Origin of the sequence: Siccirubricoccus sp. G192, from assembly GCF_019084075.1 — a bacterium.
Taxonomy (GTDB): Bacteria; Pseudomonadota; Alphaproteobacteria; order Acetobacterales; family Acetobacteraceae; genus G192.
The window spans coordinates 4,150,653-4,177,022 of record NZ_JAHREN010000001.1 but is presented as its reverse complement, the minus strand read 5'-3'; the positions used below and the strand labels follow the sequence as shown (position 1 = coordinate 4,177,022).

Genomic DNA, 26,370 nt, shown 5'->3' with positions numbered 1-26,370 from the left:
TCGAAAACTTTTGGCTACCTACTTAGCGCCCACGGCGGATGGGCGTTCAGGCATGAACGCGATCCGCCGTGGGCGCCCTGCCTATTTGAAGTACCACTGCTCCGGATGCGCGCCCCATGGCGTGCGGATATGCTGCGAGATGCCGGTGCGCGCCGGCACGTTCTCCAGCTTCTCGCTCACCACGCGCACGCCCATGAAGGCCGGGGAGAGGCCCACCAGGCCGATCCCCCATTGCTGCTCCACCGCCAGCTTCCAGATCTCCTGCGCGGTCCTGTTGCGCTCCTCCTCGCGCTGTCCGGTCGCGGCGCGCATCAGCTCGAAGGCGCGCAGCATCTCCGGCTCCTCCGGCTTGGTGCCGCGGGCGCCGCCGGAGGCGAACCACAGCGCATAGGCATTGCCCATGACGCCCGCTGTCGGGTCAACCGGCAGGGTATAGCGCGGATAGAGGTAGAGGCTTTCCGTGCCGTTGTTGGTCCAGAGCAGGAACTGGTTCTGGTCGTTGCGGGCGCGCGTCAGCGCCAGGCTGCGTTCCAGCACCTTCACATCGGCGGCGATGCCGATCTGGCGCCAATGTTGCACGATCATCTCGGCCTGCTGCGGCCAGGTGGGCGAGAGGGTCTGCGCCACCACGATCTCGAAGCGCAGCCGCTGCCCGTTGTCGCGCCGCAGCCGGTAGCCGTCACGGTCCTTGCGGTTCAGGCCGAGCGCATCGAGCATGCGGCTCGCCTGCGCCGGGTCATGGTTGGACCAGCGCTGCCGCCATTCGCCGCCCGGGCTTTCCGGCAGGGCATCGGCCGGGATCACCGAGCCCGGCGTGCCGAGGCCGAGCCAGAAGGCCTCGTTCAACTGCTCCCGGTCGATGCCCAGCGCCAGCGCCCGGCGGAACTGCGCGTTGCCGAGCCACTGGCCGATCTCCCGGTCCTCGGTATAGGTCAGGGTCGGGAACAGCACGGAATCGGCGCCGTTGAAGCCGAGGTCGAGATGCACCCTGTAGCGGCTGCGCTCCTGGTTCTCGATGATGACCGGCAGCTTGCCGAGGTCGATGAAGCGCTCCTGGTAGTCATATTCGCCGGCGATGGCGCGGAGGTTCACCACCTCCGGATTCTCCGCCAGGGTCATCTGGATGCGGTCGATATAGGGAAGCTGATTCCCCTCGGTATCCACCGCGTAATAGAAGGGGTTGCGTTCCAGCACCCAGAGCTGGGTATTGATCGGCTGCACCATGCGCCAGGCGGAGAGCGTCGGCAGCTCCCGGTTCAGCCGCCAGTCGGATTTGTACTGGAAGAGCTGCACCCAATTGCCGAAGCCGGCGGCGCGGGCCTGGGCATTCAACGCCTCCACCGAAGCGTTCTTCGGCAGGAACTGCTTCAGGTAATGCGCCGGCGCATAAAGCGCGTAGCTGCGGCCATCCGATTGCTGCCGCGTCTGGCCGCCGCCGATCAGCGTGTCGCCGGCGAGGAGGTTCGGGAAAAGGAAATAGGGTTCCTCGAATTCGAAGGCGATGGTCGCGTCATCCACCTTCACCATGCGGCCGGGCTTGCCGTTCGCGGCAAGCTCCGCCGCCGGGGCGGGCACCAGGTCCTTGTTGCTGTAGATGTCGTTGAACCAGAACAGCCAGTCATCCGCGGTGCAGGGCGTGCCGTCCGACCAGCGCAACCCGCGCCGCAGATGCAGGGTGGTGCGCCGGCCATCCTCGCTGACCTCCCAGCCCTTCGCCAGGCAGGGCATGAGCTTCGTGCCGGTCTCGTCGAAGAAGAGCGGCTTGTCGGCGGACATCAGGCGGTTGCCGTTCTCGCTGTCGCCGGGGCCGATGAAGCCGCGCCGCCAGGTGCCGCCATATTTGCCGATGCTGCGCAGCGGCTGCACCACCATCAGGTCCTGCGGCAGCCGCTGCTCCACCGGTGGCAATCGGCCGGCGCGCACCTGTTCGGCGAGCATCGGCGCCTCGCGGAACTGCTTCGGGAAGCGCGCCGCATCCGTGATGAGGGTCGGGCCCTCCAGCTTGCCCACCAGGCCGGATTGCTCGAATCCGCCGGACTGCGCCGCGGCGGCGCCGGCCCAGCCGGCCAGCATCACGATCCCAAGCTCCCTGCGGCGCATGGCTTCCTCCCTGCTTTCTAACGCACACCCATGAGATCAAGCTCCGCCGCCCGATGGCAGCTCACCCAGCGTCCTGCGCCGGCTTCCGTCAATTCCGGCCGCTCCGTCCGGCAGCGTTCCACCGCATGCGGGCAGCGCGGATGGAAAGCGCAGCCGGGCGGCGGGTGGGCAGGGTCGGCGACCTCGCCGGTGACGGCGATGCGGCGGCCGCGCCGCGCCGGGTCCGGCGCCGGCACCGCGGCCAGCAGGGTTTCGGTATAGGGGTGGCGCGGTGTGCGATACAGCGCATCGGTCGGCGCCACCTCCACGATGCGGCCGACATACATCACCGCCACGCGGTCGCTGACATGCCGCACCACGCTGAGGTCATGCGCCACGAACAGCATGGAAAGGCCAAGCCGGTCCTGCAGGTCCAGCAGCAGGTTGATGATCTGCGCCTGCACCGAGACATCCAGCGCGGAGACCGGCTCATCCGCCACCACCAGCCGCGGATTGAGCGCCAGCGCCCGGGCGATGCCGATGCGCTGCCGCTGGCCGCCGCTGAAGGCATGCGGGAAGCGGGTGCGGGCGCCGGGCGGCATCTGCACCAGTTCCAGCAGTTCCAGCACCCGCGCCTGGCGCTCGGCCGCCGGCACGCCGTTCACCTTCAGGGGCTCGGCGATGATATCGCCCACCATCATGCGTGGATTGAGCGAGGAATAGGGGTCCTGGAAGATCATCTGCATGTGCCGCCGGAGCGGCCGCAACTCCCGCTTCGGCAGGCTGGCGAGGTCCACCACGCGCCCCGCTTCCGGCGCGAAGCGGATGGCGCCGGAGGTGGCGCGCTGCGCCCGCAGGATGCAGCGGGAGACGGTGGTCTTGCCGCAGCCGCTCTCGCCCACCAGCGCCAGGGTCTCGCCGGCGGCGATCTGGAAGCTGACGCCATCCACCGCGCGCACCCGCCCGACCTCGCGCCGCAGCAGCCCGGCGCGGATCGGGAAATGCTTCCGCAGGTCCTCGACCTCCAGCACGTTCATGCAACGGCCTCCGCCAGGAAGCAGCTTGCGCCGGCCTGGCCCGGCGGGATGGGCGGCGGCGCCTCCCGCGCGCAGCGACCTTCCAGCGCCTCGGTGCAGCGAGGGTGGAAGGCGCAGCCGGTGGGGCGGAGGCCGGGATGCGGCACGGCGCCGCCGATGGTGGAGAGGCGCTGGCGCGGCGCCGCCAGGATGCTCGGCACGGCGCGCAGCAGGGCGCGGGTATAGGGGTGGCGGGGCGCCTTGAACAATTCCATGACCGGCGCGAATCCCACGATGCGGCCGAGATACATCACCGCCACGTCATCGGCCATTTCCGCGATCACCCCCATGTCGTGGGTGATGAGCATGAGCGCGATGCGCTTCCGCTCCTGCAAGCCGCGCAGCAGCGCCAGGATCTGCGCCTGGGTGGTGACATCGAGCGCCGTGGTCGGCTCATCGGCGATGACGATGTCAGGGTCGCCGGCCAGCGCCATGGCGATGCCGACGCGCTGGCGCAGCCCGCCGCTGAGCTCGAAGGGATAGGAGTCCAGCCGCAGCTCCGGGCGTGGGATACCGACTTCCCGCAAGAGTTCGATCGCCCGCGCGCGTGCTTCCTGCGGCGAGGCGCCGCTGTGCTGCAGCACCGCCTCCATGATCTGGTTGCCGACGGTGTAATGGACGCTCAGCGCCGTCATCGGCTCCTGGAAGATGAGGCCGATCCGGCCGCCGCGCACCGCGCGCATCTGCCGGGAGTCCGGGTTCAGCGCCACGAGGTCGGCCTGGGCCGGGGTGCCGGGGTCGAGCAGGATGCGGCCACCGGTGATGCGCCCGGGCCGGTCCACCAGGCGCAGGATGGAGCGCGCCGTTACGCTCTTGCCGCAGCCGCTCTCGCCGACGATGCCGAGGGTGCGGCCGGCCTGGAGGTCGAAGCTAACGCCATCCAGCGCCCGCACCACGCCCTGCTCGCTCTCGAACTGCACGGCGAGGTCGCGGATGGAGAGGGAGGTCCGCTCAACCATAGGGGTCCGCCGCATCGCGCAGCCCATCGCCGAGGAAGTTGAAGGCCAGGATCACCAGCGTCACCGGAACGGCGGCCGAGAGCAGCCAGGGCGCACCGGACAGCACCTGGATGTTCTGCGCATCCTGCAACAGGATGCCCCAGCTCACCGCCGGGGGCCGCAGGCCAAGCCCGAGGAAGCTGAGCGAGGTCTCGCTCACGATCATCGCCGGCAGCGCCAGGCTGACCGCGGCGATGACATGGCTGGCGAAGGAGGGCAGCATGTGCCGGAAGATGATCCGCATCTGGCTGGCCCCGGCCAGTTCCGCCGCCACCACGAAATCCTCCTCCCGGAGCGACAGGAAGCGGCCGCGGACCACGCGCGCCAGCTCGGTCCAGCCGATCAGCGAGATGATGACGGTGATGGCGAGATAGACCTGCGTCACGCTCCAGGTATTCGGCAGCGCCGCCGCCAGGCCCATCCAGAGCGGGATGGTGGGGATGGAGCGCAGCACCTCGATCACCCGCTGGATCAGCGTATCCACCCAGCCGCCATAGAGCCCGGAGATGCCGCCGAGCAGCACGCCGAGCAGCAGGCTGAGCGCCACCCCGGCCAGCCCGATGGAGAGCGAGACCCGCGTCGCCACCATCATGCGGGAGAAGAGGTCGCGCCCGAGCTGGTCGGTGCCCAGCAGGAAGATGCCATCGGTGCGGGCGCCACCCTCCAGCCCGAGCAGGTGGATATCGGTCTCGAACAGGCCGAAGAGGTGATAGCTGTAGCCCTGCGCGAAGAGCCGCACCGGCAGCTTGCGCGCCGGATCCGGCGTATAGGCCAGCTTGAAGCTGCGCGGGTCGCGCACCCCGCGCAGCCCATAGACATGCGGGTTGAAGCCGCTGTCGTCGAAAAGATGGATGCCCTGGGGCGGGATGAAGCTGCGCCGGGCGTCGGTGGCATGCGGGTCGCTGGTGGCCAGGAAATCGGCGAAGACGGCGACGCTGTAGAACAGCGCCACCACCACCAGGCTCACCATCGCCAGCTTGTGCCGGCGGAAGCGCCACCAGGTGAGCTGCAACTGGGTCGCCTGGGCGAAGCGCGCCTCGGCCACCGCGCCATCGGGAAGGGCCGCGATGGTGGTCGCGCTCATGCGCCTCCCTCCAGCCGGATGCGCGGGTCGATCCACATCAGCAGCAGGTCGGAGACCAGGGTGCCGACCACCGTCATGACGCCGAGCAGCAGCACGATGGCGCCGGCCAGGAACATGTCCTGCGCCACCAGCGCTTGCAGCAGCAGCGGCCCCACCGTCGGCAGCCCCAGCACGAGCGAGACGATGATGCTGCCCGAAACCAGATAGGGAAACAGGTAGGCGATGGAACTCGCGAAGGGATTGAGCGCCGCCCGCACCGGGTATTTCAGGATCGCCCGCCGCTCGGTGAGCCCCTTGGCGCGGGCCGTGACCACATAGGGCTTGCGGAGCTCGTCCAGCAGATTGGCGCGCATGATGCGGATGAGCTGCGCCGTGCCGGCCAGGGCCAGCACCGCGGCCGGCAACGGCAGGTGCTTCGTCAGATCCCAGACCCGCGCCAGGCTCCAGGGTGCCTGCACGTATTCGGCCGAGAACAGCCCGCCGACATTCAGCCCGAGATAGCGGAAGCCGAGATACATCAGGATCAGCGCCAGCAGGAAATTCGGCACCGCGAGCCCGATGAAGCCGAGCGTGGTGAAGAAGTAGTCGCCCAGGGAATATTGCCGCACCGCGGAATAGATGCCGATCGGCAGCGCAATGGTCCAGGTGAGGAACAGCGCCGCCAGCGACACCACCATGGTGAGCCAGAGCCGGTCGCCGATCACCTCCGTGACGGGCCGGCGCCAGACCATGGAGACGCCGAAATCGCCATGCAGCACGCGCCCGACCCAGCGGACATACTGTATCAGCACGGGCTGATCGAGGCCGTAGTCGCGGCGCATCGCCTCCGCCTGCTCCGCCGAGACGCTGCTGCCGCTTGCGGCGAGGTTGGCGATGAAGGCATCGACGAAATCGCCCGGCGGCAGCCGGATGATGACGAAGGCCACGACGGAGATGAAGACGCAGGTGACCAGCGCCAGGCCCAGCCGGCGCAGGAGATAGATCAGCATGCGGGCCTGCTGCAGGCGCCTGGCAGCGTCACGGTGTCGTTTCCCCCCGGTGGCCTCGCTCGGCGGCGGACCTTCGGAAGGATTAGACCGTGGGTTGGTGCGGCGGGCAAGCCGGCATGTCGGGCCGGTTCCTTGGCCGGAGCACCCTTGCGGCCTGCACGGTTCGGCAATGGTCGCATCATGCTGCTCCTGCCTTTGTGTTGATGCGGATCAAGGTGCCTGCGCCGCGGGGGCCTAGGCTTCGCAAAGCGGGTTCGACAGGCGCCGGAGAGCATCGGGCAGCCGCACCCGTGGCCAGTGGGAGGAAAAGATGCAGCTCAGGGACATCCTTGTTCATCTCGATGCGACGCCACAGGCGGAAGCCCGGCTCCGGTTGGCCGCCGGCCTCGCCCGGCGGCACGACGCGCATCTCACCGCCCTGCACGTGGTCGATGTCATGCTGCCGGCGATCATGGCAGGGGATGCGAGCGGCGGGGTGGCGGTCGCCGAGCTGCTCGGCCAGATGCGGGGGGAGGCGCTCGCCGCCGCGGCCAAGCTGGAGGCGACCTTCCGCGAGCGCCTGCGGCTTGATGGCATCAGGGGGGGAGTGGCGCCTGGTCGAGGGCATGACCGCCGAGCAGGTGACGCTGCATGCCCGCTGCGCCGACCTGCTGGTGGTCGGGCAGGAAGACCCGGATGGCGGCCCGCCCTTCGCCGGGCCGGTGCTGGAGCGGGCGCTGTTCTCCTCCGGCCGGCCGGTCCTGGTGGTGCCCCATGCCGGCCGCTTCGAGACGGTGGGCCGCAGGGTGCTCCTCGGCTGGAACGCGAGCCGCGAGGCGGCGCGCGCGGCGAATGATGCACTGCCCCTGATGGCGGATGCGGAGGTCGTGACGGTGCTCGCCGTCAACTTCCGCCGCGACCAGGACGGGTATGGCGATGCAGCGGAGAGCGCGGAGCCAGGTTCCGATATCGCCCTCCACTTCGCGCGCCACGGGCTCAAGGCGGAGGTCCAGCATGCGGTCGCGCCCGGGCTCGATGCCGGCGACATGCTCCTGAACCAGGCCGCCGACCTCTCGGCCGATCTCCTGGTCGTGGGCGCCTATGGCCACTCGCGGTTCCGCGAGATGGTCCTGGGCGGCGTGACCCGGACCCTGCTGCGGCAGATGACGGTTCCCGTGCTCATGTCGCATTGAGGCACGGCCGGCGGGGCCGGATTGCGGCGGATCAATGCGGGCCCCCATGCCTTCGGCTCTGTTCCCCGGGGACAGGAAGGAGGACGCCATGCCACGGACCATGAAGGCAGCCGCTTTCGTCAGGCCCGGCCGGATCGAGCTCCGCGAGAAGCCGGTGCCCGAGGTGGGGCCGCTCGATGCCCTGATGCGCGTGACCACCACCACGATCTGCGGCACCGACGTGCATATCCTGAAGGGCGAGTACCCGGTGGCGGAGGGCCTCACCATCGGCCATGAGCCGGTGGGGGTGATCGAGCGCCTCGGCTCCGCGGTGCGGGGCTACCGGGAGGGCCAGCGGGTGATCGCCGGCGCCATCACGCCGAGCGGCTGGTCGAATGCCTGCCTCTGCGGCTGCGGCGCGCAGGATGGCGCTGGCACGGCGCATGGCTGGAAGCCCATGGGCGGCTGGAAGTTCGGCAATACCATCGATGGCTGCCAGGCCGAATACGTGCTGGTGCCGGATGCCATGGCCAATCTGGCGCCGGTGCCGGACAGCCTGACGGACGAGCAGGTGCTGATGTGCCCGGACATCATGTCCACCGGCTTCGGCGGCGCCGAGAGCGGCGGGATCCGCATCGGCGATGCCGTCGCGGTCTTCGCCCAGGGGCCGATCGGGCTCTGCGCCACCGCCGGCGCGAAGCTGAAAGGCGCGACCACCATCATCGCCGTGGACCGCGTGCCGGAACGGCTGGAGATGGCCAGGCGCCTCGGCGCCGACCATGTCGTGGATTTCTCGAAGGCCGATCCGGTGGAGGAAATCCGCCGCATCACCGGCGGCCGCGGCGTGGATGTCTCGATCGAGGCGCTCGGCACCCAGGCGACCTTCGAGGCTTGCCTGCGGGTGCTGCGGCCGGGCGGCACGCTTTCCTCCCTCGGCGTCTATTCGACCGACCTGCGGATCCCGCTGGATGCCTTCGCCGCCGGCCTCGGCGACCATCGCATCGTCACGACGCTCTGCCCCGGCGGGAAGGAGCGGATGCGGCGGCTGATGGAGGTGATCGCCGCCGGGCGGCTGGACCTCGGGCCGCTGGTGACGCACCGCTTCCCGCTGGACCGGATCGAGGAGGCCTATGACCTGTTCAGCCACCAGCGCGACGGTGTCCTCAAGGTGGCGATCACGCCATGAGCGGCGAGCCAGTCGCCGGGCCGGAGGCCGGCGTTTCAATGAAGTGGCCGTGATCGGGCGTTGCCGCGCCTCTGCTTACGGCGGATGCTTGCGATGGATCAACGCGGGGGCAGCCTGGTTCGGCTGTCCTTCCCGCACCTGCCGCGAGGAGGCCCGCCATGCATGACCGCACCATGGCCGAGATCATCCGGGACCAGCGCCCGCTTGCGCTGGGCCCGGAGGCGACCGTCGCCGAAGCCTGCGCCGCAATGCACAAGCGCCGCGTCGGCGCCGTGCTGGTCGTCGAGGCGGACGGCCGGCTCGCCGGCATCTTCACCGGGCGCGATGCGGTGCGCTGCCTGGCCGAGGGTTGCGACGCCGGGACCCCGCTCGGCCAGGTGATGACGCGCAGCCCCGTCACCGTGGCGCCGGACCAGCACGCGATGCAGGCGTTGCGCCTGCTCGACGACTGCGGCATCCGCCATCTGCCGGTCTGCCGCGACGGGCAGGTCTGCGGCATCGTCTCGCGCTACGACTTCCGCGCCAGGGAACATGCGCGGCTGGACGAGGAAACCGGCTTCTTCGAGATCCTGCGCTGAAGCCCGCCCGCGCTACAGTGGATTGCGTTCACTCCTGAACGCCAATCCGCTGTGGCTCCTTGTTTGCAGAGCGGATTCACGCTCCCGGACGTTCACCTCCGTCCGCGATCCGCTCTAACCGGCCGTAGTCCCGGCGGAGGGCGGCCCGGCCGGGGCGCCGGCGGCGTCGAGCGCCGCGGCCATGGCGTCCTCGGCCCGCTCCAGCCAGATGAATTCCAGCCGGTTGCGCGCATCCTCCGGGATTTCCTCGTAATCCTTGCGGTTGCGTGCCGGGAGCAGCACGCGGGTGAGCCCGGCCCGTGCCGCCGCGACCACCTTCTCCTTGATCCCGCCCACCGGCAGCACCAGGCCGCGCAGGCTGATCTCGCCCGTCATCGCCGTATCGTTGCGCACCGTGCGGCCGGTGAGCAGGGAGGCGAGGGCGGTGAACATCGCGACGCCCGCGCTCGGCCCGTCCTTGGGCGTCGCGCCGGCGGGCACGTGGATGTGGATGTCGGATTTCTCGAAGATCGCGGGATCGATGCCCAGCGACACGGCGCGGCCCTTCACCAGGCTCAGCGCCGCCTGCGCGCTCTCGCGCATCACGTCGCCGAGCTGGCCGGTGAGGATGAGCCGGCCGGCGCCGGGCGTGCGCGCCGCCTCGATGAAGAGGATGTCGCCGCCCACCGGGGTCCAGGCGAGGCCGGTGGCCACGCCTGGCACGCTGGTGCGCATCGCCACCTCGCTCTCGAAGCGCGGCGGGCCAAGGATGGCGGCGAGGTCCCCGGTGCCGATATGCACCCGCTCCACGCTGCCCTCGGCGATGCGGACCGCAACGTGGCGCAGCACGCGGCCGATCCCGCGCTCCAGCGCGCGCACCCCGGCTTCGCGCGTATAGTCGCGGATGATCGCACCCAGCGCCTCATCGTCGATCGTGGCCTGTTCCGGCGTCAGCCCATTCGCCTCGAGCTGGCGGCGCATCAGGTAGCGCCGCGCGATCTGCAGCTTCTCCGCCTCGGTATAGCCGGGGAGGTCGATGATCTCCATCCGGTCGCGCAACGGCCCCGGGATGGTGTCCAGCATGTTCGCGGTGGCGATGAAGACCACGCGCGAGAGGTCGAAGGGCACGCCGAGGTAGTTGTCGCGGAAGGTACCGTTCTGCTCGGGGTCCAGCACCTCCAGCATCGCGGCGGAGGGGTCGCCCTGGATGCCGCGGCCCATCTTGTCGATCTCGTCCAGCATCATCACGCAATTCCGGGCGCCGGCCTTGCGGATGGCCTGGATGATATTGCCCGGCAGCGCGCCGATATAGGTGCGGCGATGGCCGCGCAGCTCCGCCTCGTCATGCACCCCGCCCAGCGAGACGCGCACGAAGGGCCGCGCCATGGCGCGGGCGATGGACTGGCCAAGCGAGGTCTTGCCCACGCCGGGCGGCCCGACGAAGCAGAGGATCGGCGCCTTGCCCTGTGGCGCCAGCTTGCGCACCGCCAGGTATTCGACGATGCGGCGCTTGACCTTCTCCAGGCCGAAATGGTCCTCATCGAGGATGCGGCGCGCCTCGCCGATGTCGATCGGCTTCTCCTCCGGCAGCGGCCAGGGCAGCTCGATCAGCCAGTCCAGGTAGGCCCGGATCATGCCGTGCTCGGGCGAGGCCTCCGGCATGCGCTCCAGCCGGCGCAACTCCTTGCGGGCGGCCGCCTCGACCTCCTGCGGCATCTCCGCCTTGGTGATCGCCTCGCCCAGATCCTTGATCTCGGCCGATTTGCCGTCCTCATCGCCGAGCTGGCGCTGGATTGCCGCCATCTGCTCGCGCAGCAGAATCTCGCGCTGGCGCTGGTCCAGGCTCGCGCGCGTCTCCCGGCCGATCTCGGCGGTCAGGCGCAGGACTTCGAGCCGCCCCGCCAGGGCACGGGAGACGCGGCCGAGGCGCGCCACCAGGTCCACCGTCTCCAGGATCTCCTGCTTCCCGGTCACCGGGATGTCGAGATAGGCGGCGACGAGGTCGGCGAGCGCCGCGGCTGAGTCCAGCGACCGGACCGTTTCGACCAGGCCCTCCGGCACCTGCGGCAGGAGTTGCAGCGCCTCCAGCGCCTGGGTCCTGAGGTGCAGCATCCGCGCCTCGACCTCGGGCGTGCTGGTCTCCGGTTCCTCGATCCGGTGGATGCCGGCGGCGATGAAGGGGCGGCCCTCGATCCAGTCGAGCACCCGGAAACGCTGCACGCCCTGGCAGATCAACTGATGCGTGCCATCCGGCGCGGTGAGCCAGCGAAGGACATTCGCCACCGTGCCCATGCGGTGCAGTTCCGCCAGCCCGGGCTCCGGCACCGCCGGGTCGCGTTGCATCACCACGCCGATCTGCTGGCCATCCCGCAGCGCGTGCTGCACCGCGGCGACCGAGCCCTGCCGGTTGACCGCGAGCGGCAGGACCGCGCCGGGAAACAGCACCGTCTCGCGGACCGGCAGGATGGCCAGTGCATCCGGCGGCAGGCCGGTGGTATCGCCGCCGCCCCGCTCGGGGCCGAGGTCGGGGGCATGGAGGCGGCGGTCGTGGCGGGGTTCCATGGGCATCCTCCGAGCTTGTATCCTGCCGGTCGGTTCACGCCCTCCGGTTTCGCCTCCGGGCGACCGGACGGCTTGTATCTTGCCGGTCGGTTCACGCCCTCCGGCTTCGCCTCCGGGCGACCGGACGGCTCAGGCGGTCTTGTCGAGCCTGACCAGCAGGCAGCCATTGATCAGGGAATGCCGCACCGCCGCGCTGTAGCGGCCGGGCGGCAGGGGGATGCGCCGCTCAAACCGGCCCTGCGGCAGTTCCAGGCGATGGATCGCGGCGCCGCGCAGTTCCGGCGGCAGGATCCTGAGGCCCCCCCACCTGCAAGGCGCCGTCCTGGATCGTGGCCTCCACCGCGGCGGGGTCCACGCCGGGCAGGGCAACGAGGATCAGCACCTCCTGCTCGGTCTCCAGCACGTCCACCGGGGGCTGCCAGACCGGCAGGCGGGACACCGAGCGGCGCGGCTCGAAGAACTGGCGGTGCAGGCGCTCGGCCCGGGTGAGCATCTCGCAGGCTTCCGCCCACATCCAGGATTCCGCCTCGTCTCGGCCCACGGCGCATGTTCTCCTCGATCCGTGGGCGAGATGGCCCGCAGCCATCCGCGGCACGAGTTCCACAAGGTGGCGGGAGCCTATCGGGGGCTGCCCCGCCTGCCAGGCTGCCGACAGAATGCCCGCCGGGCGGTTTCGTTCCTGGCGGCCGGTACCGTTACGGGATCGGGACCGGCCGCGGTCCCTGGATCATGGGCAGCGCCAAGCGGCGGCCGCGCCGCCGCCCGCTACTCCGCCTCCGCCGCCTCCCGCCTGGAACGCGCCTCCTCGACCGAGCCGATCCCGCCATGCGCCTTCGACCAGGCGACCGGATCCTCAAGGAATTTCCGCACCTCCTTCAGCGCGCTCTCCTGGAAATAGGGACGCTCGCGGCAGACCTCCAGCACGTCCCACCAGGTGCAGAGGTGGTGCAGCGAGAGGTTCATCGTCTTCATCGTCTCGAAGCTGCCGGGGAAGACGCCGTAGTAGAACACCACGAAGGTGTGGTCGCAGATCGCCCCGGCATCGCGCAGCGCCTGGGCGAAGCGGATCTTGCTGGCGCCATCGGTGGTGAGGTCCTCCACCAGCAGGGTGCGCTGGCCCTCCGGCACCTCGCCCTCGATCAGCGCGTTGCGGCCGAAGCCCTTCGGCTTCTTCCGCACATAGGCCATGGGCGTGAGCATGCGGTCGGCGATCCAGGCGGCGAAGGGGATGCCCGCCGTCTCGCCACCCGCCACCACGTCGATCGACTCGTAGCCGACGTGGCGGCCGATCTTCTCCACCGCCAGGTCGCAGATGCGGTTGCGGGCACGGGGAAAGTAGATGATCTTCCGGCAATCGATATAGACCGGGCTCTTCCAGCCTGACGTGAAGGTATAGGGCTCCTCCGGGCGGAAATTCACCGCCTTGATCTCCAGCAGGATGCGCGCGGTCGTCAGCGCGGCGTCCCGATCCCAATCCGAGGCGTGCTGCATGGCCATGGCCTGTACCCTTCCGTCCACCCTTGCGGAGATGCTCCGGGCCATTGGGCCGAGCGGTGGCTGCCTCCGCCTCCTCAGCACCTCGTAACCGCAGCACGGGCCAGCGTCCATGCCAGGGGAAGGGGCAGCAAACGAGGCGATGATCTGGGTTCTGGCCGACCCGCGCGCCGGCACCGCCGCGCAGGCGCTCGGCATCGCCGAAAGGCTGGGAGAAGGGTTCCGGACCGTGCCGCTGGCCTGGGGCGGGCTGGCCCGGCTGCCCTGGCCCTGGCCGAGCCTCGCCGGGCTCACTGCGCAGGCGCGGGCCGGCCTCGCCCCGCCCTGGCCGCGGCTGGTGCTTTCCGCCGGCCGCCGCGCCGCGCCGGTGGCGCTCTGGCTGGGGCGGCAAGGCGCGCGGACGGTGCATTGCATGCGGCCGGGCTTCGGTGCCTCACGCTTCGACCTGCTGGTGCTGGGGCGGCATGACAACCCGCCGCCGGCGCCGAATATCCTGCCCATCCTCGGCGCCACCCACCGGGTCTCGCCGGAGCGGCTGGCGGCGGCACGGCTGGAATGGGCGGCGCTGGAGGCGCTGCCGCGGCCGCGGGTGGCGCTGCTGGTCGGCGGCCCGGTGCGGGCCGAGGGGATGCAGCCGGGCCGCGCCGCCGCCCTCGGCCAGCGGGTCGCGGGCTTCGCCGGCAGCGTGCTCGCCACCGCCAGCCGCCGCACCGGGGCGGCGGCGAGCGCGGCGCTGGCGGGGACGCTCGGTGGCGTGCCCCATCGCTTCTTCGGCTGGGGGGGAGGCGGGGCCCAACCCCTATTTCGGCTTCCTCGCCTGGGCGGATGCGCTGGTGGTGACGGGCGATTCCGTCTCCATGCTGTCGGAGGCGATGGTCACCGCCGCACCGCTTTTCATCGCCGATCCCGGTGGCCTCGGCCCGCGCCACCGGGCACTGGGGGAGAGCCTGGTGGCGGCGGGCCAGGCACGGCCACTGGACCAGGCCCCGGCGCCCTTCGTGCCGCCGCCGCTCGATGAAACGGGCCGGGTCGCGGCGGCGATCCGGGCGCGCGGCTGGCTCGGCTGAGGCTGCGTTACCGCCGGCGCTTCCGGGGCGAAGAGGCACGCATGCTGACCCAGAGCCTCGGGCCATCGCCCGCCAATCCCCGCACCGCCACACGCGGCGCCATGCCGCGCCGATCCCGGGATTGGCGGGCCTGGCCTTGGCTCGACCGCAGCGGCCGGTTCTCGGCCCTGAAGGCGGTGGTGCTGGGCGCGGTGCTGCTGCCGGGCGCCAGCCTCGCCGCGCAATGGGTGGCGGGGGTGCTGGGGGCCGAGCCGTTGAAGGCGGTGCTGCAGGGCACCGGGCTCTGGGCGCTCCGGCTGCTGCTGGTCGCCCTGGCGGTGACGCCGTTCAGGCGCGTGCTGGGCTGGCAGCAGGTGGTGCTGCTGCGGCGGATGCTGGGCTTGGCGGCGCTGGGCTATGCGGTGGCGCATCTGCTGCTGTTCGTCGGGTATCAGGGGTTCAGCCTGCCGGTCGCGGCGGCCGAGATCGTGAAGCGTTTCTACCTGACCCTCGGCTTCATGGCGCTGCTGGGCCTTGGCGCCCTCGGCTGGACCTCGACCGATGGCTGGATGCGGCGGCTGGGGCGGGACTGGAAGCGGCTGCACCGGCTGGTCTTTCCCATCGCGGTGCTCGGCATCCTGCATTTCTTCCTGCAATCCAAGGCGGGCGTCTCGGAAGCGGTGGTGGCGGCGGGGTGCTTCGCCTGGCTGCTGCTGTGGCGTGCGCTGCCGGTTCGTTGGCAGGGGAATGGCCTGGCGCTGCTGGCGCTGGCACCCCTGGCGGCGCTCGGCGCGGCGCTGCTGGAATATGCCTGGTATGCGCTGGCCACCGCCATTCCGGCGGGGCGGGTGCTGCTGGCCAATCTCGATCTCGGCCTCGATTTCGGCTTCAGCCCGCGCCCGGCGATCTGGGTCGGGATCGCGGCGCTGGGCCTGGCGCTGGCGGCCGTGGCGCGGCGGCTGATGCCGGGGCCGGCCGGCGCGCGGGCCTGACACGCCGGGGCTTGCCGCGCCGCGCCGCCGCCGTCACCTTGCGCGAATCCGGCGCAGGGAAACGGCCACATGAACACTCGGAAATCATACCGGATCGCGGTGATCCCCGGCGATGGGATCGGCAAGGAGACGGTGCCGGAGGGGCTGCGCGTGCTGGATGCCGCCGCCCGCCGCTTCGGCTTCGACCTGGCGCTGCAGCACTACGACTGGTCCTGCGAAACCTATCAGCAGACCGGCCGGATGATGCCGGAGGATGGGCTGGAGCGACTCGCCGAGTCGGACAGCATCTTCCTCGGCGCCGTGGGGTGGCCGGGGGTGCCGGACCATGTCTCGCTCTGGGGCCTGCTGATCCCGATCCGCCGCGGCTTCGACCAGTATGTGAATCTCCGCCCCTGCCGGCTGATGCCCGGGGTGCGCACGCCGCTGGCCGACCGCACCCCGGCCGATATCGATTTCTACGTGGTGCGGGAGAATACCGAGGGCGAATACTCCTCGGTCGGCGGCCGCATGTTCGAGGGGACGCCGCGCGAATTCGTCTCCCAGCAATCGGTCCTGACCCGGCATGGCACCGACCGCATCCTGCGCTATGCCTTCGAACTGGCGATGACCCGGCCGCGCCGGAAGGTGACTTCCGCCACCAAGTCGAACGGCATCACCTTCACCATGCCCTATTGGGACGAGCGCTTCGCCGAGATGGCGAAGCACTATCCCGGCGTCACCACCGACCAGTTCCATATCGACATCCTCTGCGCGCATTTCGTGCAGCATCCCGACTGGTTCGATGTGGTGGTGGGCTCCAACCTCTTCGGCGACATCCTGTCCGATCTCGGCCCGGCGGTGGCGGGCAGCATCGGCATCGCGCCCTCCGCCAATATCAACCCGGAAAAGACCGCGCCCTCCATGTTCGAGCCGGTGCATGGCAGCGCCCCCGACATCGCCGGGCGGATGATCTGCAACCCGATCGGCCAGATCTGGTCGGGCGCCATGATGCTGGAGCATCTGGGGGAGAAGGCGGCGGCGGATGCCATCGTCGCGGCGATCGAGACGCTGCTCGGCGAGGGGAGCAAGGGCGGCTGCCCGCGCACCCGGGACATGGGCGGCCAGGCCGGCACCGTCGATGTCGGCCGCGCGCTGGCGGAGATGGTGGCGGGCGGCTGAGGCGCCGCAGGCCGGCACGGCCGGTGCCGGGATGGACGGCGCCATCGCCGGCCAGGTCAGGGAAGGGGGAGGCGGGCCAGAGCCGCGACGCCTCCTCCGCCTCGGCTTCGGCCGAAAGCGCGGCCAGGGTGGTGGCCATCGCGCGGCAGTGACGCCTGAAAGGCCGCATTCCGCTTAATATGGGCCTGCATGGCGGTATTCCTGCCGGGGCCTGCCCGCCGGGCAAGCATGGCCGGAGGAACAGGCTGGCTGCGGATAGTGTCACACCGGGGCATCGCGCTTTTACGCCTCGGGGCGCCAACGCTTGAACGTCTGCTCAACTGTCGTTAAAGTCGGCTTCGGTTGCGAATGATTCTCAACTTCCTCGCAGCCTGGAGGGCAGGCATGGGTCGCGGCGCCAGCGATAGCACCCCAAGGGCAATACCCGCCGGGGACCGGAGCGGATACGGCGCCCTGATCGCCCGCCGCTGCGAACGTGCCGTGGTCACCGCCTACCGGGGATTGCGGGAAGCGGGCACCGGCGATTTCCCGGCCTTCTGCGCCTGCACCGCGCTCTACCGCATCCACCACCCGGAAAGCTCCGCCAATGAGGCGCGGCGCCTGGTTGCCGAATGGATCGACCACCACGTGATCCTGGCCGAGACCGGCCCGACCCCCGGCTGCGACTGCAACTGACCCGGGCACGGCCCGCAGCATCCGCCGCGCCGCTCCTCCGTTGACGCCCCTGCGTCCTGCCGAGGCGGACCGCGCGGGGTGATGATGGAAGACCTGTTCAAGGCCTGGACCGGCTGGATAGCCTTGGCGGTGGAGGGCGCGGCCGCCCTGGTCATCGCCGTCGCGGCGCTGGAGGCGACGTTCCGCGCCCTCTCGCTTTTCGTGGTGCGGCCCCCGAAACCCGATTCGGCGAAGGAGGCGGTGCGGCTCCGCCTGGCGCGCTGGCTGGCGGTCGCGCTGGGATTCGCCCTGGCCGCGGACATCCTGCGCACCGCCATCGCCCCGGGCTGGGAGGAGATCGGCAAGCTGGCCGCCATCGCCGCGCTGCGCACCGCGCTCAACTTCTTCCTGCAAAGGGAGATCGAGCAGCACGAGGCCCGGCGGCAGTCCCCCGATTCTGGCCAAGTCGTCGGGTGAGCCCGCTGCCGGCGGCCGCCTTGCTGATCGAGGCCGGCGGCAGCGCGGCGCTCGCCGGCCATGCCCTGCTGGCGGGGCTCGCCCTGCTGCGGCGGCAAGGGCCGCGCCGGGCGCAATTGCTGCTGGCCGACGGCGCCGTGCTGGCGCTCAGCCTCAAGACCGGCGCGGCCTTGCTGAAGACCATGGAACTCGGCAGCGCCGATGCGATACTCCGCTTCCTCGCCATCCTGGCCCTGCGCATTGCCCTGAAACAGGCCTTCAGCCGGGAAAGGGCCTGGCTGCTGCGGGGTGGCTGATCGGGCGGATCAGGTGGAGCCGGGCTTGGCCCAGCGGATCGCCGCCCGTGCCAGGGCATCGATCGTATCCGCGACCGGGAAGGGCAGGGCGGGGCCGGCCTGCAGGCCGAGCGGGATTTCCGTGCAGCCCAGCACCACCGCCCGCGCGCCGCGCGCCACCAGCCCCCGCGCGGCCTCGGCCAGCGGCGCATAAGCTTCCGCGACCCGGTTGGCCTTCACCAGCGCGATGGCGGGCGTGACCAGGCGGTCCATCGTGGCGGGCTCCGGCACCAGGCAGGCATAGCCGCGGGCGCCCAGCCGCTCCTGGTAGAGGCCCATCGCCAGGGTGCCGGCGGTGCCCAGCACGCCGACCTCTCCCCCGGCACGCCGAGCCGCGCCAGCTCCGCCGCCGCGGCATCGACGATATGCAGGATCGGCAGCCCGGTCGCGGCCTGGAGGGCATCGAACCAGCCATGCGCGGTATTGCAGGGAATGGCGATGGCGCCGCAGCCCGCCGCCTCCAGCCCGCGCAGGCCGCGCAGCAGGGCGGGGAGCGGATCCTCCCCGCCGCCCAGCCGCGCCGCGGTGCGGTCCGGCACCCGCGGGTCGGACCAGAGCAGGGCCGGGATATGGTCCTGGTCGCGCTCGGCCGGGGTCAAAAGGGTCAGTCTGGCCATGAACTGCGCGCTGGCGAGCGGCCCCATGCCGCCGAGCACGCCGAGGAACCGCTCCGTCACCCTGGCCTCCTGTCCGATCGAAGCATCATGCCAGAGTCAGGGCAGGCGCATGAAATTGGCGGTGGCGCTGGCGCGGGAGATCAGGGCGCGCATATCCGGGTCCTCATGGCCACGCTCGGCGGTCAAAGCCTCCATCGGGCAGAAGAATTCATGCGCCTGCGCCACCTGGCTGCGGGCGAAGCCCTCGTAATGCCGGCTCTTCAACCCGAAGACGACGCGCACGTCGCGCACCGGCAGGACCAGGGGCTGCACCGGCTCGGCCTTCAGCATGCGGATCAGCCGCCAGCGCGGTGTCGGGTCATTCGCCTGGCCCGGCGCCAGCAGCCAGTCGACCGGGCAGAGGGCCAGCAGCGAGGAGGTCGTGGGGGCGAAGCGGGAGCGTTTGTCGAGCAGGTTCTGCAGGGAGGAACAGGCTTCGATGCAAAGGATATCCACATAGGGATCGGCGGCGGAGGGGCTGAAATGCAGCCAGAGTCCGTCCGGCAAGGTCCGCAGGCGGTTCGAGCCCGGCAGCTTGAGAAATGGCTGCGCCGTGACCGCAGGATCTCCGGGGCGGCCGCGCAGCCAGGTGCCTGGCTGTTTCGGGCTCGCCAGAACACCTGGCGGCCGCTGGGGCCATTTCTTCAATTGGGCCCGGACGAGCTGGTCCAGTTGGTGATGCGGCGCGCGACCGGGGGGGGCACACTCATTGGGGGAAATCCACACCTTCAAGACAACCTGAAGTGATACTGCGCGCACCCCCATCATCACGCAAGAGTGAACAAGAAGAATTACCGAATTCTTCGGCCAATTGGACGAATGAAAATGCATATATTTGATATATTACTTTAAAAGTGCCCAATAAGTATTTCGGCTTGATGATCTGCTTCGGAAATTCTTCGTGAAACCAATATGGTATCAATCAAGGGATGCATCGGCCGCATGCGCCACGCCCTCCCCGGGCAAGCGAAAGGCGCCCGCTGGGACTCCAGCGGGCGCCTTCATTCAGGCCGGGACGGGGAGGGGGTTCAGCCGCGATCGCTGATCGGCCGGTAGTCCCGCTCGGTGGCGCCGGTGTACAACTGCCGCGGCCGGCCGATGCGCTGCGAGGGGTCCTCGACCATTTCCTTCCACTGGCTCACCCAGCCGACGGTGCGCGCCACCGCGAAGAGCACGGTGAACATGCTGGTCGGGATGCCCATCGCCTTCAGGATGATGCCCGAATAGAAGTCGACATTCGGGTAGAGCTTGCGGCTGACGAAATAATCGTCCTCCAGCGCGATCCGCTCCATCTCCATCGCCATGTCGAGCAGCGGTTCGTCCTTGATGCCGAGTTCGGCCAGGACCTCGTGGCAGGTCTCCTTCATGATCTTCGCGCGCGGGTCGAAATTCTTGTAGACCCGATGGCCGAAGCCCATGAGCTTGGTGTGGCTCTGCTTGTCCTTCACCTCGCGGATGAAGGCCGGGATGTTCTCCGGCTTGCCAATCTCGGCCAGCATCTTCAGCACCGCCTCGTTGGCGCCGCCATGCGCCGGGCCCCAGAGCGCGGCGATGCCGGCGGCGATGCAGGCGAAGGGATTGGCGCCCGTGCTGCCGGCCAGGCGCACCGTGCTGGTGCTGGCGTTCTGCTCATGGTCGGCATGCAGCACCAGGATGCGGTCCATGGCGCGTGACAGGATCGGGTTGTTCTGCCAGGGCTCGGCCGGCACCGCGTTCAGCATGTAGAGGAAGTTCTCGGCAAAGCCGAGGTCGTTCCGCGGATACATGAAGGGCTGGCCGATCGAATACTTGTAGGCCCAGGCGGCGATGGTCGGCACCTTGGCGATCAGCCGGAAAGCGGCGATCTCGCGCTGCTTCGGGTCGTTGATGTCGATGCTGTCGTGGTAGAAGGCCGAGAGCGCGCCGACCACGCCGCAGAGGATCGCCATCGGGTGCGCGTCGCGGCGGAACCCGTCGTAGAAGCGGCGGATCTGCTCATGGACCATGGTGTGGCGGGTGACGCCGCGGGAGAAGGTGTCGAACTGCGCCGGGGTCGGCAGATCGCCCTCCAGCAGCAGATAGGCGACCTCCAGGAAGTCGGACTGCTCCGCCAGCTGCTCGATCGGGTAGCCGCGATAGAGCAGCACCCCGGCATCGCCGTCGATATAGGTGATCCTGCTCTCGCAGCTCGCGGTGGCGCCATAGCCGGGATCGAAGGTGAAGACCCCAAGATCGCCATAGAGCTTCCGGATATCCACCACATCCGGGCCGATCGTGCCGGAGACCAGCGGCAGGGTGGTGCTGCGGTTGGAACCGTCCAGGGTGACGGTGACGGTGGCCTTCGCCGACCCTTTGGCCGTGCTGCTCATGCTGCGTCTATCCTCGGGTCTTGCGGCACCGCATTCCGCGGCACCGCCATGATGCAGTGCAAGATATCGGTCGTCCCGGAGGCTTGGCAACGAGGGCTGGGCCAAACCACGAACGTTGGCCTCGAGGCCGGGATTCCGGCCCGGTTCCGGAAGCCGCGGCGCCAGGCTGCCAGCACCGTCGCCCCGGCCGCCCGGAGCCCGCGTCCCCGCTGCCGGGCCGTGCTGGCAATCAGAAGTTGAATTGGCTCAGGCGCCGTTCCAGAAGGGCTCCGCGAACATCAGGTCCTCCCAGGCGGAGAGCGCATGCCTGCGGGCGGAGTCCGCGCGCGCCACCGCGAAACCCTCGACCGCGCCCACTGCCCAGGCGGGCACCGCGGTGCCGAGCGAAGCGACCAGCGCGCGGGCCACCGCGGTATCATTCGCCGTGCCGAGATCCTCCTGCAGCGCGGCCAGGCGCTTCAGGAAGCGCCGCGCCGGCTTGCCCGGCCAGAGCGGCGCGAAGAGCTCCGCCGCGTAACGCAGGCGCTTCGCCGTGAGCCGCACCTCATGCAGCGCCTCGGCGGAATGCGCGACGATATCCTCGCCCTCGTCGCGGAGGCGGTGCCAGCGCTTGTCCAGCAGGCGGCCGGCGAATTCCGGCAAGGGCCCGTCCAGCGCCGCGAGGCGTTCGGGCCCGGCTTCCTCCGTCGCCTCGCGCCAGGGGCGGTGCAGCAGCAGCGCCATCCCCTCCAGCACCAGGCGGCGGAAGCCCGGACCGTCCAGCTCCTGCCGCAACGCCAGGTAGGCGGCCTGCCGGCGGGCCTCCGCGGCCTTCAGCAGCGCGGCGATGCGGCGTTCGTCCGGCATCGCCGTGGCGACCTCGGCGCCGAGCCCGGCCAGGAACACGTCCCAATCCCGCGCCGGGCCGAGCCGCTGCGCCACTGCCTTCAGCCCGGCATCGAAGCCCTCCAGCGCCGGGCAGCGCGCCACCGGGCGGAAAGCCTTGAGCACGGAGCGCAGCCGGCGCAGCGCCACCCGGGTCTGGTGCACGCCCTCCGGCCCCGCGCCGAGGCGGCAGCCGGGGGCATGATGCAGCATCACCTCCAGCAGATGGCCGATCGCGGTGAGCAGCGCCACCTCCACCGTGCCGGCCTCGGCCCCGGCCAGATCGGGCGGGCCGCTGGCGCGGGCGCGGGGCGGCTTGCCGCGGGCCAGGGCGCGGCCCTCCTCGGCCAGCGCGGCGCGCGGCGGCAGCAGCGGCAGGTCGGCGGCGAGCCGCCCGGCCAGGGCCAGCACCGAATCAGGCGGGCCGGCGAGGCGGAGCCGCGCCGCGGGCCGCTCCGCCGCCACGGCGCGCAGCTTGCCGGCCAGCAATTCGGCCTGCACCGGGCCGGCGGCGCTGGTGAGGGAGATCAGGCTGCGCCGGCCGGTGAAGGCGGCGACGGGAACCAGCGGGGCCGTCGCGGCATCCTCGGCCACCGCATCCTTCGCCGGGGTGGCGGGCGTGCCGGGCAGCCAGGGCAGCCCCTCCGCCGGCCGGGTGTGCATCAGGCGGCGCGGGCCGCGCTGCGGCGCCTCCAGCGCCAGCCCGGCCTTGGCGAGCCCGCCCGCGGCATCATCCAGCCAGATCAGCTCCTCCGCCATGCCGCGGCCACGGCCATTGCGGGCGGCGGCGATGGCGGGATGGCGGGTCAGCCGGGCCGCGGCGGCGGGGTCGATTTCGAATTCCAGCGCGAATGCGGCTGCGGCGTCCTTGACCGGTGGGGGTGCCTCCGGAGCCGGGGCGGCCTCCGCTCCGGTCAGGTCGGCGGCGTCCTGCTGGCTCAGCTTGGGATCTCCGCGGGGTCGCCGGCGGCCAGGTCGCGCGGCGCAAGGAAGCGCACCAGCCGCCCGCCGCCGGGATCGAGCAGCCGCCAGGGGGGAGGCAATGGTGAATTCGGTCAGGGCGCCGGTCGGATAGGCTTCCGTCAGGCGCTGGCCCTCGGCGCCACCGCGGGCCAGGCCGGCGGGATCGGCCAGCGCCAGGGCGAGCTCATGCAGCCCCGGATTATGGCCGATCAGCAGCACGCTGCGCGCCGTCTCCGGCGCCCCGCGCAACACATCCAGCAGCCTTTGCCAGGGGGCGAGATAGAGCGCATCCATCGGCTCGATCAGCGCGCCATCCTCGAAGGGGGTCAGCGCCTCCAGGGTCTGGAGGGTGCGGCGGGCGGAGGAGACGTAGACGATGTCGGGCACCAGCCCGAGCTCGCGCATCGCCCGCGCCATGGCCGAGACGGCGCGGCGCCCGCGCGCATTCAGCGGGCGGGCATGGTCGGAAAGGCCCGGATCGTCCCAGGAGGACTTCGCGTGCCGCAGCAGGAGAAGCTGGCGCATCGCGCGCGATCCTGCCACGGAAGCGCGGCGATGTCCTGCCCCTTACCGTCCCGCGGGGTGTTCCCATCTCCGGCAGAGGCGCGTCGCCGGCGGAAGGGTTGATGCATGTCAGAAGTGGCTTCAGTGCTTGGCGTCAGCGCGGCGCTGGCGCGCCTTCGGCCGGTGTGCGACCAGGTGTGGCGGGAGGCTCTGGCCGGTGAATCCTGCGCGCCCTGCCATGCCGCGGATGTGATCGGGCCGGTGGCGCGGCGCATGGCCGTAGCCTCGACGAAGAACCCGCGAAGGCCGGAGGCAGTGGCGCCGCCGATCCCGCGCCCCGGCAAGCCAGAGGATGCAACACCCATGGCGGATGTCCTGCCCTCCGATCCCGCCCCCTGGATCATCGGCCAAGGGACTGGCGCCGATGGCGGGCATGGCCGGCTGCGGGCGAAAGCCTGATGCTGCGCCGCCGCCTGCCTTTGCTGGTCCTGCCGCTGCTGCCGCGGGCGGCACAGGCGCAGCCATCCGGGATCCGCTTCCGCATCATGCGGGAAGGCAGCCAGATCGGCACGCATCGCGTCACCTTCGCGGAGGAGAATGCCGCGCTGACGGCGCGCACCGAGGTGGATATCGTCGTCCGCCTGATGGGCATCACCGTCTTCCGCTTCAGCCACCGCTTCAGCGAGACCTGGGCCGGCGGGCGGCTGCGCCTGGCGACCTCCCGCCTGGATCGCAATGGCAAGGTGACCGAGATGGTGGCACGGGCGGCCGAGGGCGCGATCCAGGTGCAGGGGCCGGAGGGGCCGCAGCGCCTGCCGGCCGATGCGGCGCCGCTGACCTGGTGGGACCCGTCGCGTTTCACCGGGCCGCTTTTCGACAACGACACCGGCAAGCCGCTCCGGCTGCAATGGAGCCGTGTGCCGCTCCCCGGCGGCGGCACGCGCTGGCGTGCCAGCGGCGATGAGGAGAGCGAGGGCAGCTATGCCGCGGATGGCACCTGGCTCGACTGGAAGACCCGGGGCGAGGATGGCAGCACCGTGACCTATGAGCGTGGCTGAGGGTGTTCCGCTTGACCGGCCGCCGCCCGCGCGCAAACTGCCCGGCATGCGGGAGCGGCTATTGGCCCTGACCACCCTGCCGATGACCGATGCCTCGTCCGAGGCTTTCGGTGCCTTCTGGCGCAGCCAGGAGGGGATCCGGCGCGAATTGGTGGAACAGTCGGGCGCCCAGGCGGAATAGGGGATCTGGCATGACCGAGACCGAATGGATGCGCCTCACCGCGGCCGAATTGCGTGAGCGGGCGGCGGCGGATGCGCTGGTGATCGTGCCGGTGGCCTCGCTGGAACAACACGGGCCGCATCTGGCGACGGGGGTGGATATCGTGCTCGCCACCGGCGTGGCGGCGCGGGTGGCGGGCCGCCTTGCCGCATCCGGCGCGGCGGTGGTGGTCACGCCCTGCGTCTGGACCGGCCTCGCCGAGCACCACATGGATTTCGGCGGCACGGTGACGCTGGACTACGCAGCCTTCGCCGGCGTGCTGCGCGGCATCGTGCAATCCGCGGCGCGCTGCGGATTCCGCCGGGTGATGCTGCTGAACGGGCATGGCGGCAATGCCGAGGCGGTGGCGGTGGCGGCCAATGCCTTCTCCGTGGAATTCGGCATCCACGTTGCGGCCGGCACCTATTGGCACCTGGCCGGCGACGCCTTTGCCCCGATCCTGGAACGCCAGCCCAATGTCATGCATGCCTGCGAGGCGGAGACCAGCATGATGCTGGCGCTGCGGCCCGACTCCGTGCGGCAGGAACGGCTGGCGGAGGCGCATGGCCCCGCCTCCACGCGGGTCGAGGGCCAGCCCTCGGCGCTGACCATGCGCCGCTCCTTCAAGGCGGTTTCGGCCTCCGGCGTGGTCGGCGATGCACGGGTGGCGACGGCGGCCAAGGGCGAGGCGCTGCTGGAGGCCGCGGCGGACCGCATCGCCGCCATGCTGCTCAATCCTCGTCTTTGGGAGTAAGCGGTCCGATCGCCGGAGGGCGCTCGCGCCCGGAGGCGTGAATCGGCCCGCCGGCGTCTTGCGGTCCGATCGCCGGAGGGCGCTCGCGCCCGGAGGCGTGAAACGGCTGGCGGGATGGCTTGCGCGGGGCGGCGTCCAGCGCCGCGAAGGGCAGGTCGATCCAGGACAGGTGCCCACCCTTGCCGGCGCCGGTATCGAGGAACACCGCGCGGCCGCCCTGCGCGCCCGCCTGCACCAGCGGCCGGCCATCGGTGGAGCGCCGGTCGTGGCCGCAATAGACCGTCATCCCCGCCGCGATGCGGTCCACCCAGCCATGCAGCCGCTCCGGATAGCCATCCGCGCGCATCCGCCCCGTCACCTGGCCGAACATGGCGCGCGAGAGCACCGGGTCCGGCCGCTGCGCCCCGGCATCGGCGGGCGAGGGTCGGTGCTGCATGGAGGGGTGCCAGCCGGCATGCACGAAGCCCCAGGGGCCCAGCACCAGCCAGGCGGGGGCCTGGGCTATCTCCTCGATGGCACGCTCCGCCAGGGCATAGCCGTCCGGCGCCTCGGCCAGTTGCTCCAGGGTCAGGCCCAGCCCTTCCGTCGCGATCCGCAGCCGTTGCCCGGTAAGGGCGCGGCGCAGCTTGTGGTCGTGGTTGCCGAGCAGGAAGCGGCCGCGCCCGGCATCCAGCAGGTCGAACATCAGCCGCAGCGCCTCCGGGCTGTCCGGCCCGTAATCGGTGAGGTCGCCGAGTTGCAGCAGGAACAGCCCCGCCGCCTCGGCGCCCGCCACCGCATGCGCGAAAGCCGCCGCGTCGCCATGCACATCACCGACCACGCGCAGCCCCTCGAAGCCGCGGCGGCACAGGTCCTCGAGCACGGAGAAGCCGGTCACGCCGCCGCACCTTCCGCCACGTCATCCGGCGCCGGGTCGCGCAGCGCGGCAAAGGCCTCCAGCGCCCGCTGGCGCCCCGCCGCATGCTCCACCACCGGGCGCGGGTAGTCGCGGCCGAGCGTGATGCCGGCGGCGCGCAGCAATGCATCCGGCGCCTCCCAGGGGCGGTGCAGCCAGCGATCGGGCAGGCCGGCGAGTTCCGGCAGGAAGCGGCGGACATAGCGCCCGGAGGGGTCGAATTTTCTCGCCCTGCAGCACCGGGTTGAAGACCCGGAACCAGGGCGCCGCATCGCTGCCCGAGCCGGCGAT

General features: G+C 70.8%; 28 protein-coding genes and 2 pseudogenes. 15 read left to right on the top strand and 15 right to left on the bottom strand.

The annotated features are described in order from the left end of the window. Positions 1-81: 81 nt before the first annotated feature. Genes KSF81_RS20180 through KSF81_RS20160 form a run of 5 tightly spaced genes read right to left on the bottom strand, consistent with a single transcriptional unit; the run spans position 82 to position 6,226 of the window. Entirely contained in the window at positions 82-2,100 is a 2,019-nt protein-coding gene (locus tag KSF81_RS20180; RefSeq protein ID WP_217380484.1) for an ABC transporter substrate-binding protein, read from the bottom strand. A 17-nt stretch (positions 2,101-2,117) separates the two neighbouring features. Further along, positions 2,118-3,116: an ABC transporter ATP-binding protein gene (locus KSF81_RS20175; protein WP_217380483.1), complete on the bottom strand. Its 999-nt coding sequence runs from the start codon at positions 3,114-3,116 to the stop codon at positions 2,118-2,120. Further along, positions 3,113-4,114, bottom strand: coding sequence for an ABC transporter ATP-binding protein (locus tag KSF81_RS20170; RefSeq protein ID WP_217380482.1), 1,002 nt, complete (start codon positions 4,112-4,114; stop codon positions 3,113-3,115). The genes KSF81_RS20175 and KSF81_RS20170 overlap by 4 nt, the downstream gene beginning before the upstream one ends. Further along, entirely contained in the window at positions 4,107-5,237 is a 1,131-nt protein-coding gene (locus tag KSF81_RS20165; protein WP_217380481.1) for an ABC transporter permease, read from the bottom strand. Before KSF81_RS20165 ends, KSF81_RS20170 begins: the two co-directional genes overlap by 8 nt. After that, positions 5,234-6,226 carry an ABC transporter permease gene (locus tag KSF81_RS20160; RefSeq protein ID WP_217380480.1) on the bottom strand — a complete coding sequence of 331 codons (993 nt, stop codon included), beginning with the start codon at positions 6,224-6,226 and terminating at the stop codon, positions 5,234-5,236. The genes KSF81_RS20165 and KSF81_RS20160 overlap by 4 nt, the downstream gene beginning before the upstream one ends. Before the next feature lie 310 nt (positions 6,227-6,536). On the opposite strand from KSF81_RS20160, the pseudogene KSF81_RS30130 reads away from it, so the two are divergent. The 4 genes and pseudogenes from KSF81_RS30130 to KSF81_RS20145 form a co-directional block, all read left to right on the top strand. Further along, a pseudogene (locus KSF81_RS30130) lies at positions 6,537-6,704 on the top strand (universal stress protein); the annotation flags it as partial. A 91-nt stretch (positions 6,705-6,795) separates the two neighbouring features. Next, positions 6,796-7,398: a universal stress protein gene (locus tag KSF81_RS20155; RefSeq protein WP_254453648.1), complete on the top strand. Its 603-nt coding sequence runs from the start codon at positions 6,796-6,798 to the stop codon at positions 7,396-7,398. 88 nt (positions 7,399-7,486) lie between these two features. Continuing rightward, a complete protein-coding gene (locus KSF81_RS20150) occupies positions 7,487-8,563 on the top strand; it encodes an NAD(P)-dependent alcohol dehydrogenase (protein ID WP_254453647.1) in 1,077 nt (358 codons plus the stop codon). Between the two features lie 158 nt (positions 8,564-8,721). After that, the gene (locus tag KSF81_RS20145) at positions 8,722-9,141 is read left to right on the top strand and encodes a CBS domain-containing protein (RefSeq protein ID WP_217380479.1); all 420 of its coding nucleotides are present in this window, start codon (positions 8,722-8,724) and stop codon (positions 9,139-9,141) included. Positions 9,142-9,255: 114 nt separating this feature from the next. On the opposite strand, the gene lon is transcribed toward KSF81_RS20145, so the two are convergent. From lon to KSF81_RS20130, 3 genes are all read right to left on the bottom strand, one after another. Further along, entirely contained in the window at positions 9,256-11,682 is a 2,427-nt protein-coding gene (gene lon / locus KSF81_RS20140; RefSeq protein WP_254453646.1) for an endopeptidase La, read from the bottom strand. 226 nt (positions 11,683-11,908) lie between these two features. Continuing rightward, a complete protein-coding gene (locus KSF81_RS20135) occupies positions 11,909-12,223 on the bottom strand; it encodes a hypothetical protein (RefSeq protein ID WP_217380477.1) in 315 nt (104 codons plus the stop codon). A 224-nt stretch (positions 12,224-12,447) separates the two neighbouring features. Further along, complete coding sequence (locus KSF81_RS20130) at positions 12,448-13,179, bottom strand: orotate phosphoribosyltransferase (protein ID WP_217380476.1); 732 nt, start codon at positions 13,177-13,179, stop codon at positions 12,448-12,450. 109 nt (positions 13,180-13,288) lie between these two features. On the opposite strand from KSF81_RS20130, the pseudogene KSF81_RS30125 reads away from it, so the two are divergent. The 7 genes and pseudogenes from KSF81_RS30125 to KSF81_RS20100 form a co-directional block, all read left to right on the top strand. Beyond that, positions 13,289-13,921 (top strand): annotated as a pseudogene (locus KSF81_RS30125) (ELM1/GtrOC1 family putative glycosyltransferase); the annotation flags it as partial. Between the two features lie 112 nt (positions 13,922-14,033). After that, positions 14,034-14,243, top strand: coding sequence for an ELM1/GtrOC1 family putative glycosyltransferase (locus KSF81_RS30120; protein ID WP_375293342.1), 210 nt, complete (start codon positions 14,034-14,036; stop codon positions 14,241-14,243). Between the two features lie 41 nt (positions 14,244-14,284). Beyond that, the gene (locus KSF81_RS20120; protein ID WP_217380475.1) at positions 14,285-15,214 is read left to right on the top strand and encodes a sulfite oxidase heme-binding subunit YedZ; all 930 of its coding nucleotides are present in this window, start codon (positions 14,285-14,287) and stop codon (positions 15,212-15,214) included. Between the two features lie 69 nt (positions 15,215-15,283). Beyond that, positions 15,284-16,372, top strand: a complete 1,089-nt coding sequence (locus KSF81_RS20115) for a tartrate dehydrogenase (protein ID WP_217380474.1) — start codon at positions 15,284-15,286, stop codon at positions 16,370-16,372. A gap of 384 nt (positions 16,373-16,756) precedes the next feature. Beyond that, entirely contained in the window at positions 16,757-17,047 is a 291-nt protein-coding gene (locus KSF81_RS20110) for a hypothetical protein (protein ID WP_254453645.1), read from the top strand. An 81-nt stretch (positions 17,048-17,128) separates the two neighbouring features. Further along, positions 17,129-17,503 carry a DUF1622 domain-containing protein gene (locus KSF81_RS20105; RefSeq protein ID WP_254453644.1) on the top strand — a complete coding sequence of 125 codons (375 nt, stop codon included), beginning with the start codon at positions 17,129-17,131 and terminating at the stop codon, positions 17,501-17,503. After that, positions 17,500-17,799, top strand: a complete 300-nt coding sequence (locus KSF81_RS20100) for a hypothetical protein (RefSeq protein WP_217380473.1) — start codon at positions 17,500-17,502, stop codon at positions 17,797-17,799. Before KSF81_RS20105 ends, KSF81_RS20100 begins: the two co-directional genes overlap by 4 nt. Positions 17,800-17,808: 9 nt before the next feature. Here the strand turns inward: KSF81_RS20100 and KSF81_RS30115 are convergent, their stop codons facing one another. The 5 genes from KSF81_RS30115 to KSF81_RS20080 all read right to left on the bottom strand — a co-directional run bounded on the left by KSF81_RS30115 (position 17,809) and on the right by KSF81_RS20080 (position 23,194). Continuing rightward, positions 17,809-18,117, bottom strand: a complete 309-nt coding sequence (locus KSF81_RS30115) for an aspartate/glutamate racemase family protein (RefSeq protein ID WP_254453643.1) — start codon at positions 18,115-18,117, stop codon at positions 17,809-17,811. Next, positions 18,015-18,515 (bottom strand): amino acid racemase, encoded by a 501-nt coding sequence (locus KSF81_RS30110; protein WP_309139629.1) that lies wholly within the window; start codon positions 18,513-18,515, stop codon positions 18,015-18,017. The genes KSF81_RS30115 and KSF81_RS30110 overlap by 103 nt, the downstream gene beginning before the upstream one ends. A gap of 36 nt (positions 18,516-18,551) precedes the next feature. Then, the gene (locus KSF81_RS20090; RefSeq protein ID WP_254453642.1) at positions 18,552-19,001 is read right to left on the bottom strand and encodes a hypothetical protein; all 450 of its coding nucleotides are present in this window, start codon (positions 18,999-19,001) and stop codon (positions 18,552-18,554) included. 521 nt (positions 19,002-19,522) lie between these two features. Then, positions 19,523-20,842, bottom strand: coding sequence for a citrate synthase (gene gltA, locus KSF81_RS20085; protein WP_217380472.1), 1,320 nt, complete (start codon positions 20,840-20,842; stop codon positions 19,523-19,525). 246 nt (positions 20,843-21,088) lie between these two features. Next, entirely contained in the window at positions 21,089-23,194 is a 2,106-nt protein-coding gene (locus tag KSF81_RS20080; protein WP_254453641.1) for a CHAD domain-containing protein, read from the bottom strand. 105 nt (positions 23,195-23,299) lie between these two features. On the opposite strand from KSF81_RS20080, the gene KSF81_RS20070 reads away from it, so the two are divergent. The 4 genes from KSF81_RS20070 to KSF81_RS20060 are packed head-to-tail and all read left to right on the top strand — an operon-like array spanning position 23,300 to position 25,184. After that, positions 23,300-23,632: a hypothetical protein gene (locus KSF81_RS20070; protein WP_217380470.1), complete on the top strand. Its 333-nt coding sequence runs from the start codon at positions 23,300-23,302 to the stop codon at positions 23,630-23,632. After that, the gene (locus KSF81_RS20065) at positions 23,632-24,231 is read left to right on the top strand and encodes a DUF6134 family protein (RefSeq protein ID WP_217380469.1); all 600 of its coding nucleotides are present in this window, start codon (positions 23,632-23,634) and stop codon (positions 24,229-24,231) included. Before KSF81_RS20070 ends, KSF81_RS20065 begins: the two co-directional genes overlap by 1 nt. 46 nt (positions 24,232-24,277) lie before the next feature. After that, the gene (locus KSF81_RS30980; protein WP_256444271.1) at positions 24,278-24,412 is read left to right on the top strand and encodes a hypothetical protein; all 135 of its coding nucleotides are present in this window, start codon (positions 24,278-24,280) and stop codon (positions 24,410-24,412) included. A gap of 10 nt (positions 24,413-24,422) precedes the next feature. After that, entirely contained in the window at positions 24,423-25,184 is a 762-nt protein-coding gene (locus KSF81_RS20060) for a creatininase family protein (RefSeq protein WP_217380468.1), read from the top strand. Here the strand turns inward: KSF81_RS20060 and KSF81_RS20055 are convergent. Together KSF81_RS20055 and KSF81_RS31610 are read right to left on the bottom strand one after the other, a co-directional pair. Then, a complete protein-coding gene (locus tag KSF81_RS20055; protein ID WP_217380467.1) occupies positions 25,162-26,061 on the bottom strand; it encodes a metallophosphoesterase in 900 nt (299 codons plus the stop codon). The two genes, KSF81_RS20060 and KSF81_RS20055, sit on opposite strands and share 23 nt — an antisense overlap. Further along, complete coding sequence (locus tag KSF81_RS31610) at positions 26,058-26,351, bottom strand: FAD-binding domain-containing protein (protein WP_309139628.1); 294 nt, start codon at positions 26,349-26,351, stop codon at positions 26,058-26,060. Before KSF81_RS31610 ends, KSF81_RS20055 begins: the two co-directional genes overlap by 4 nt. Between the last annotated feature and the right edge of the window lie 19 nt (positions 26,352-26,370).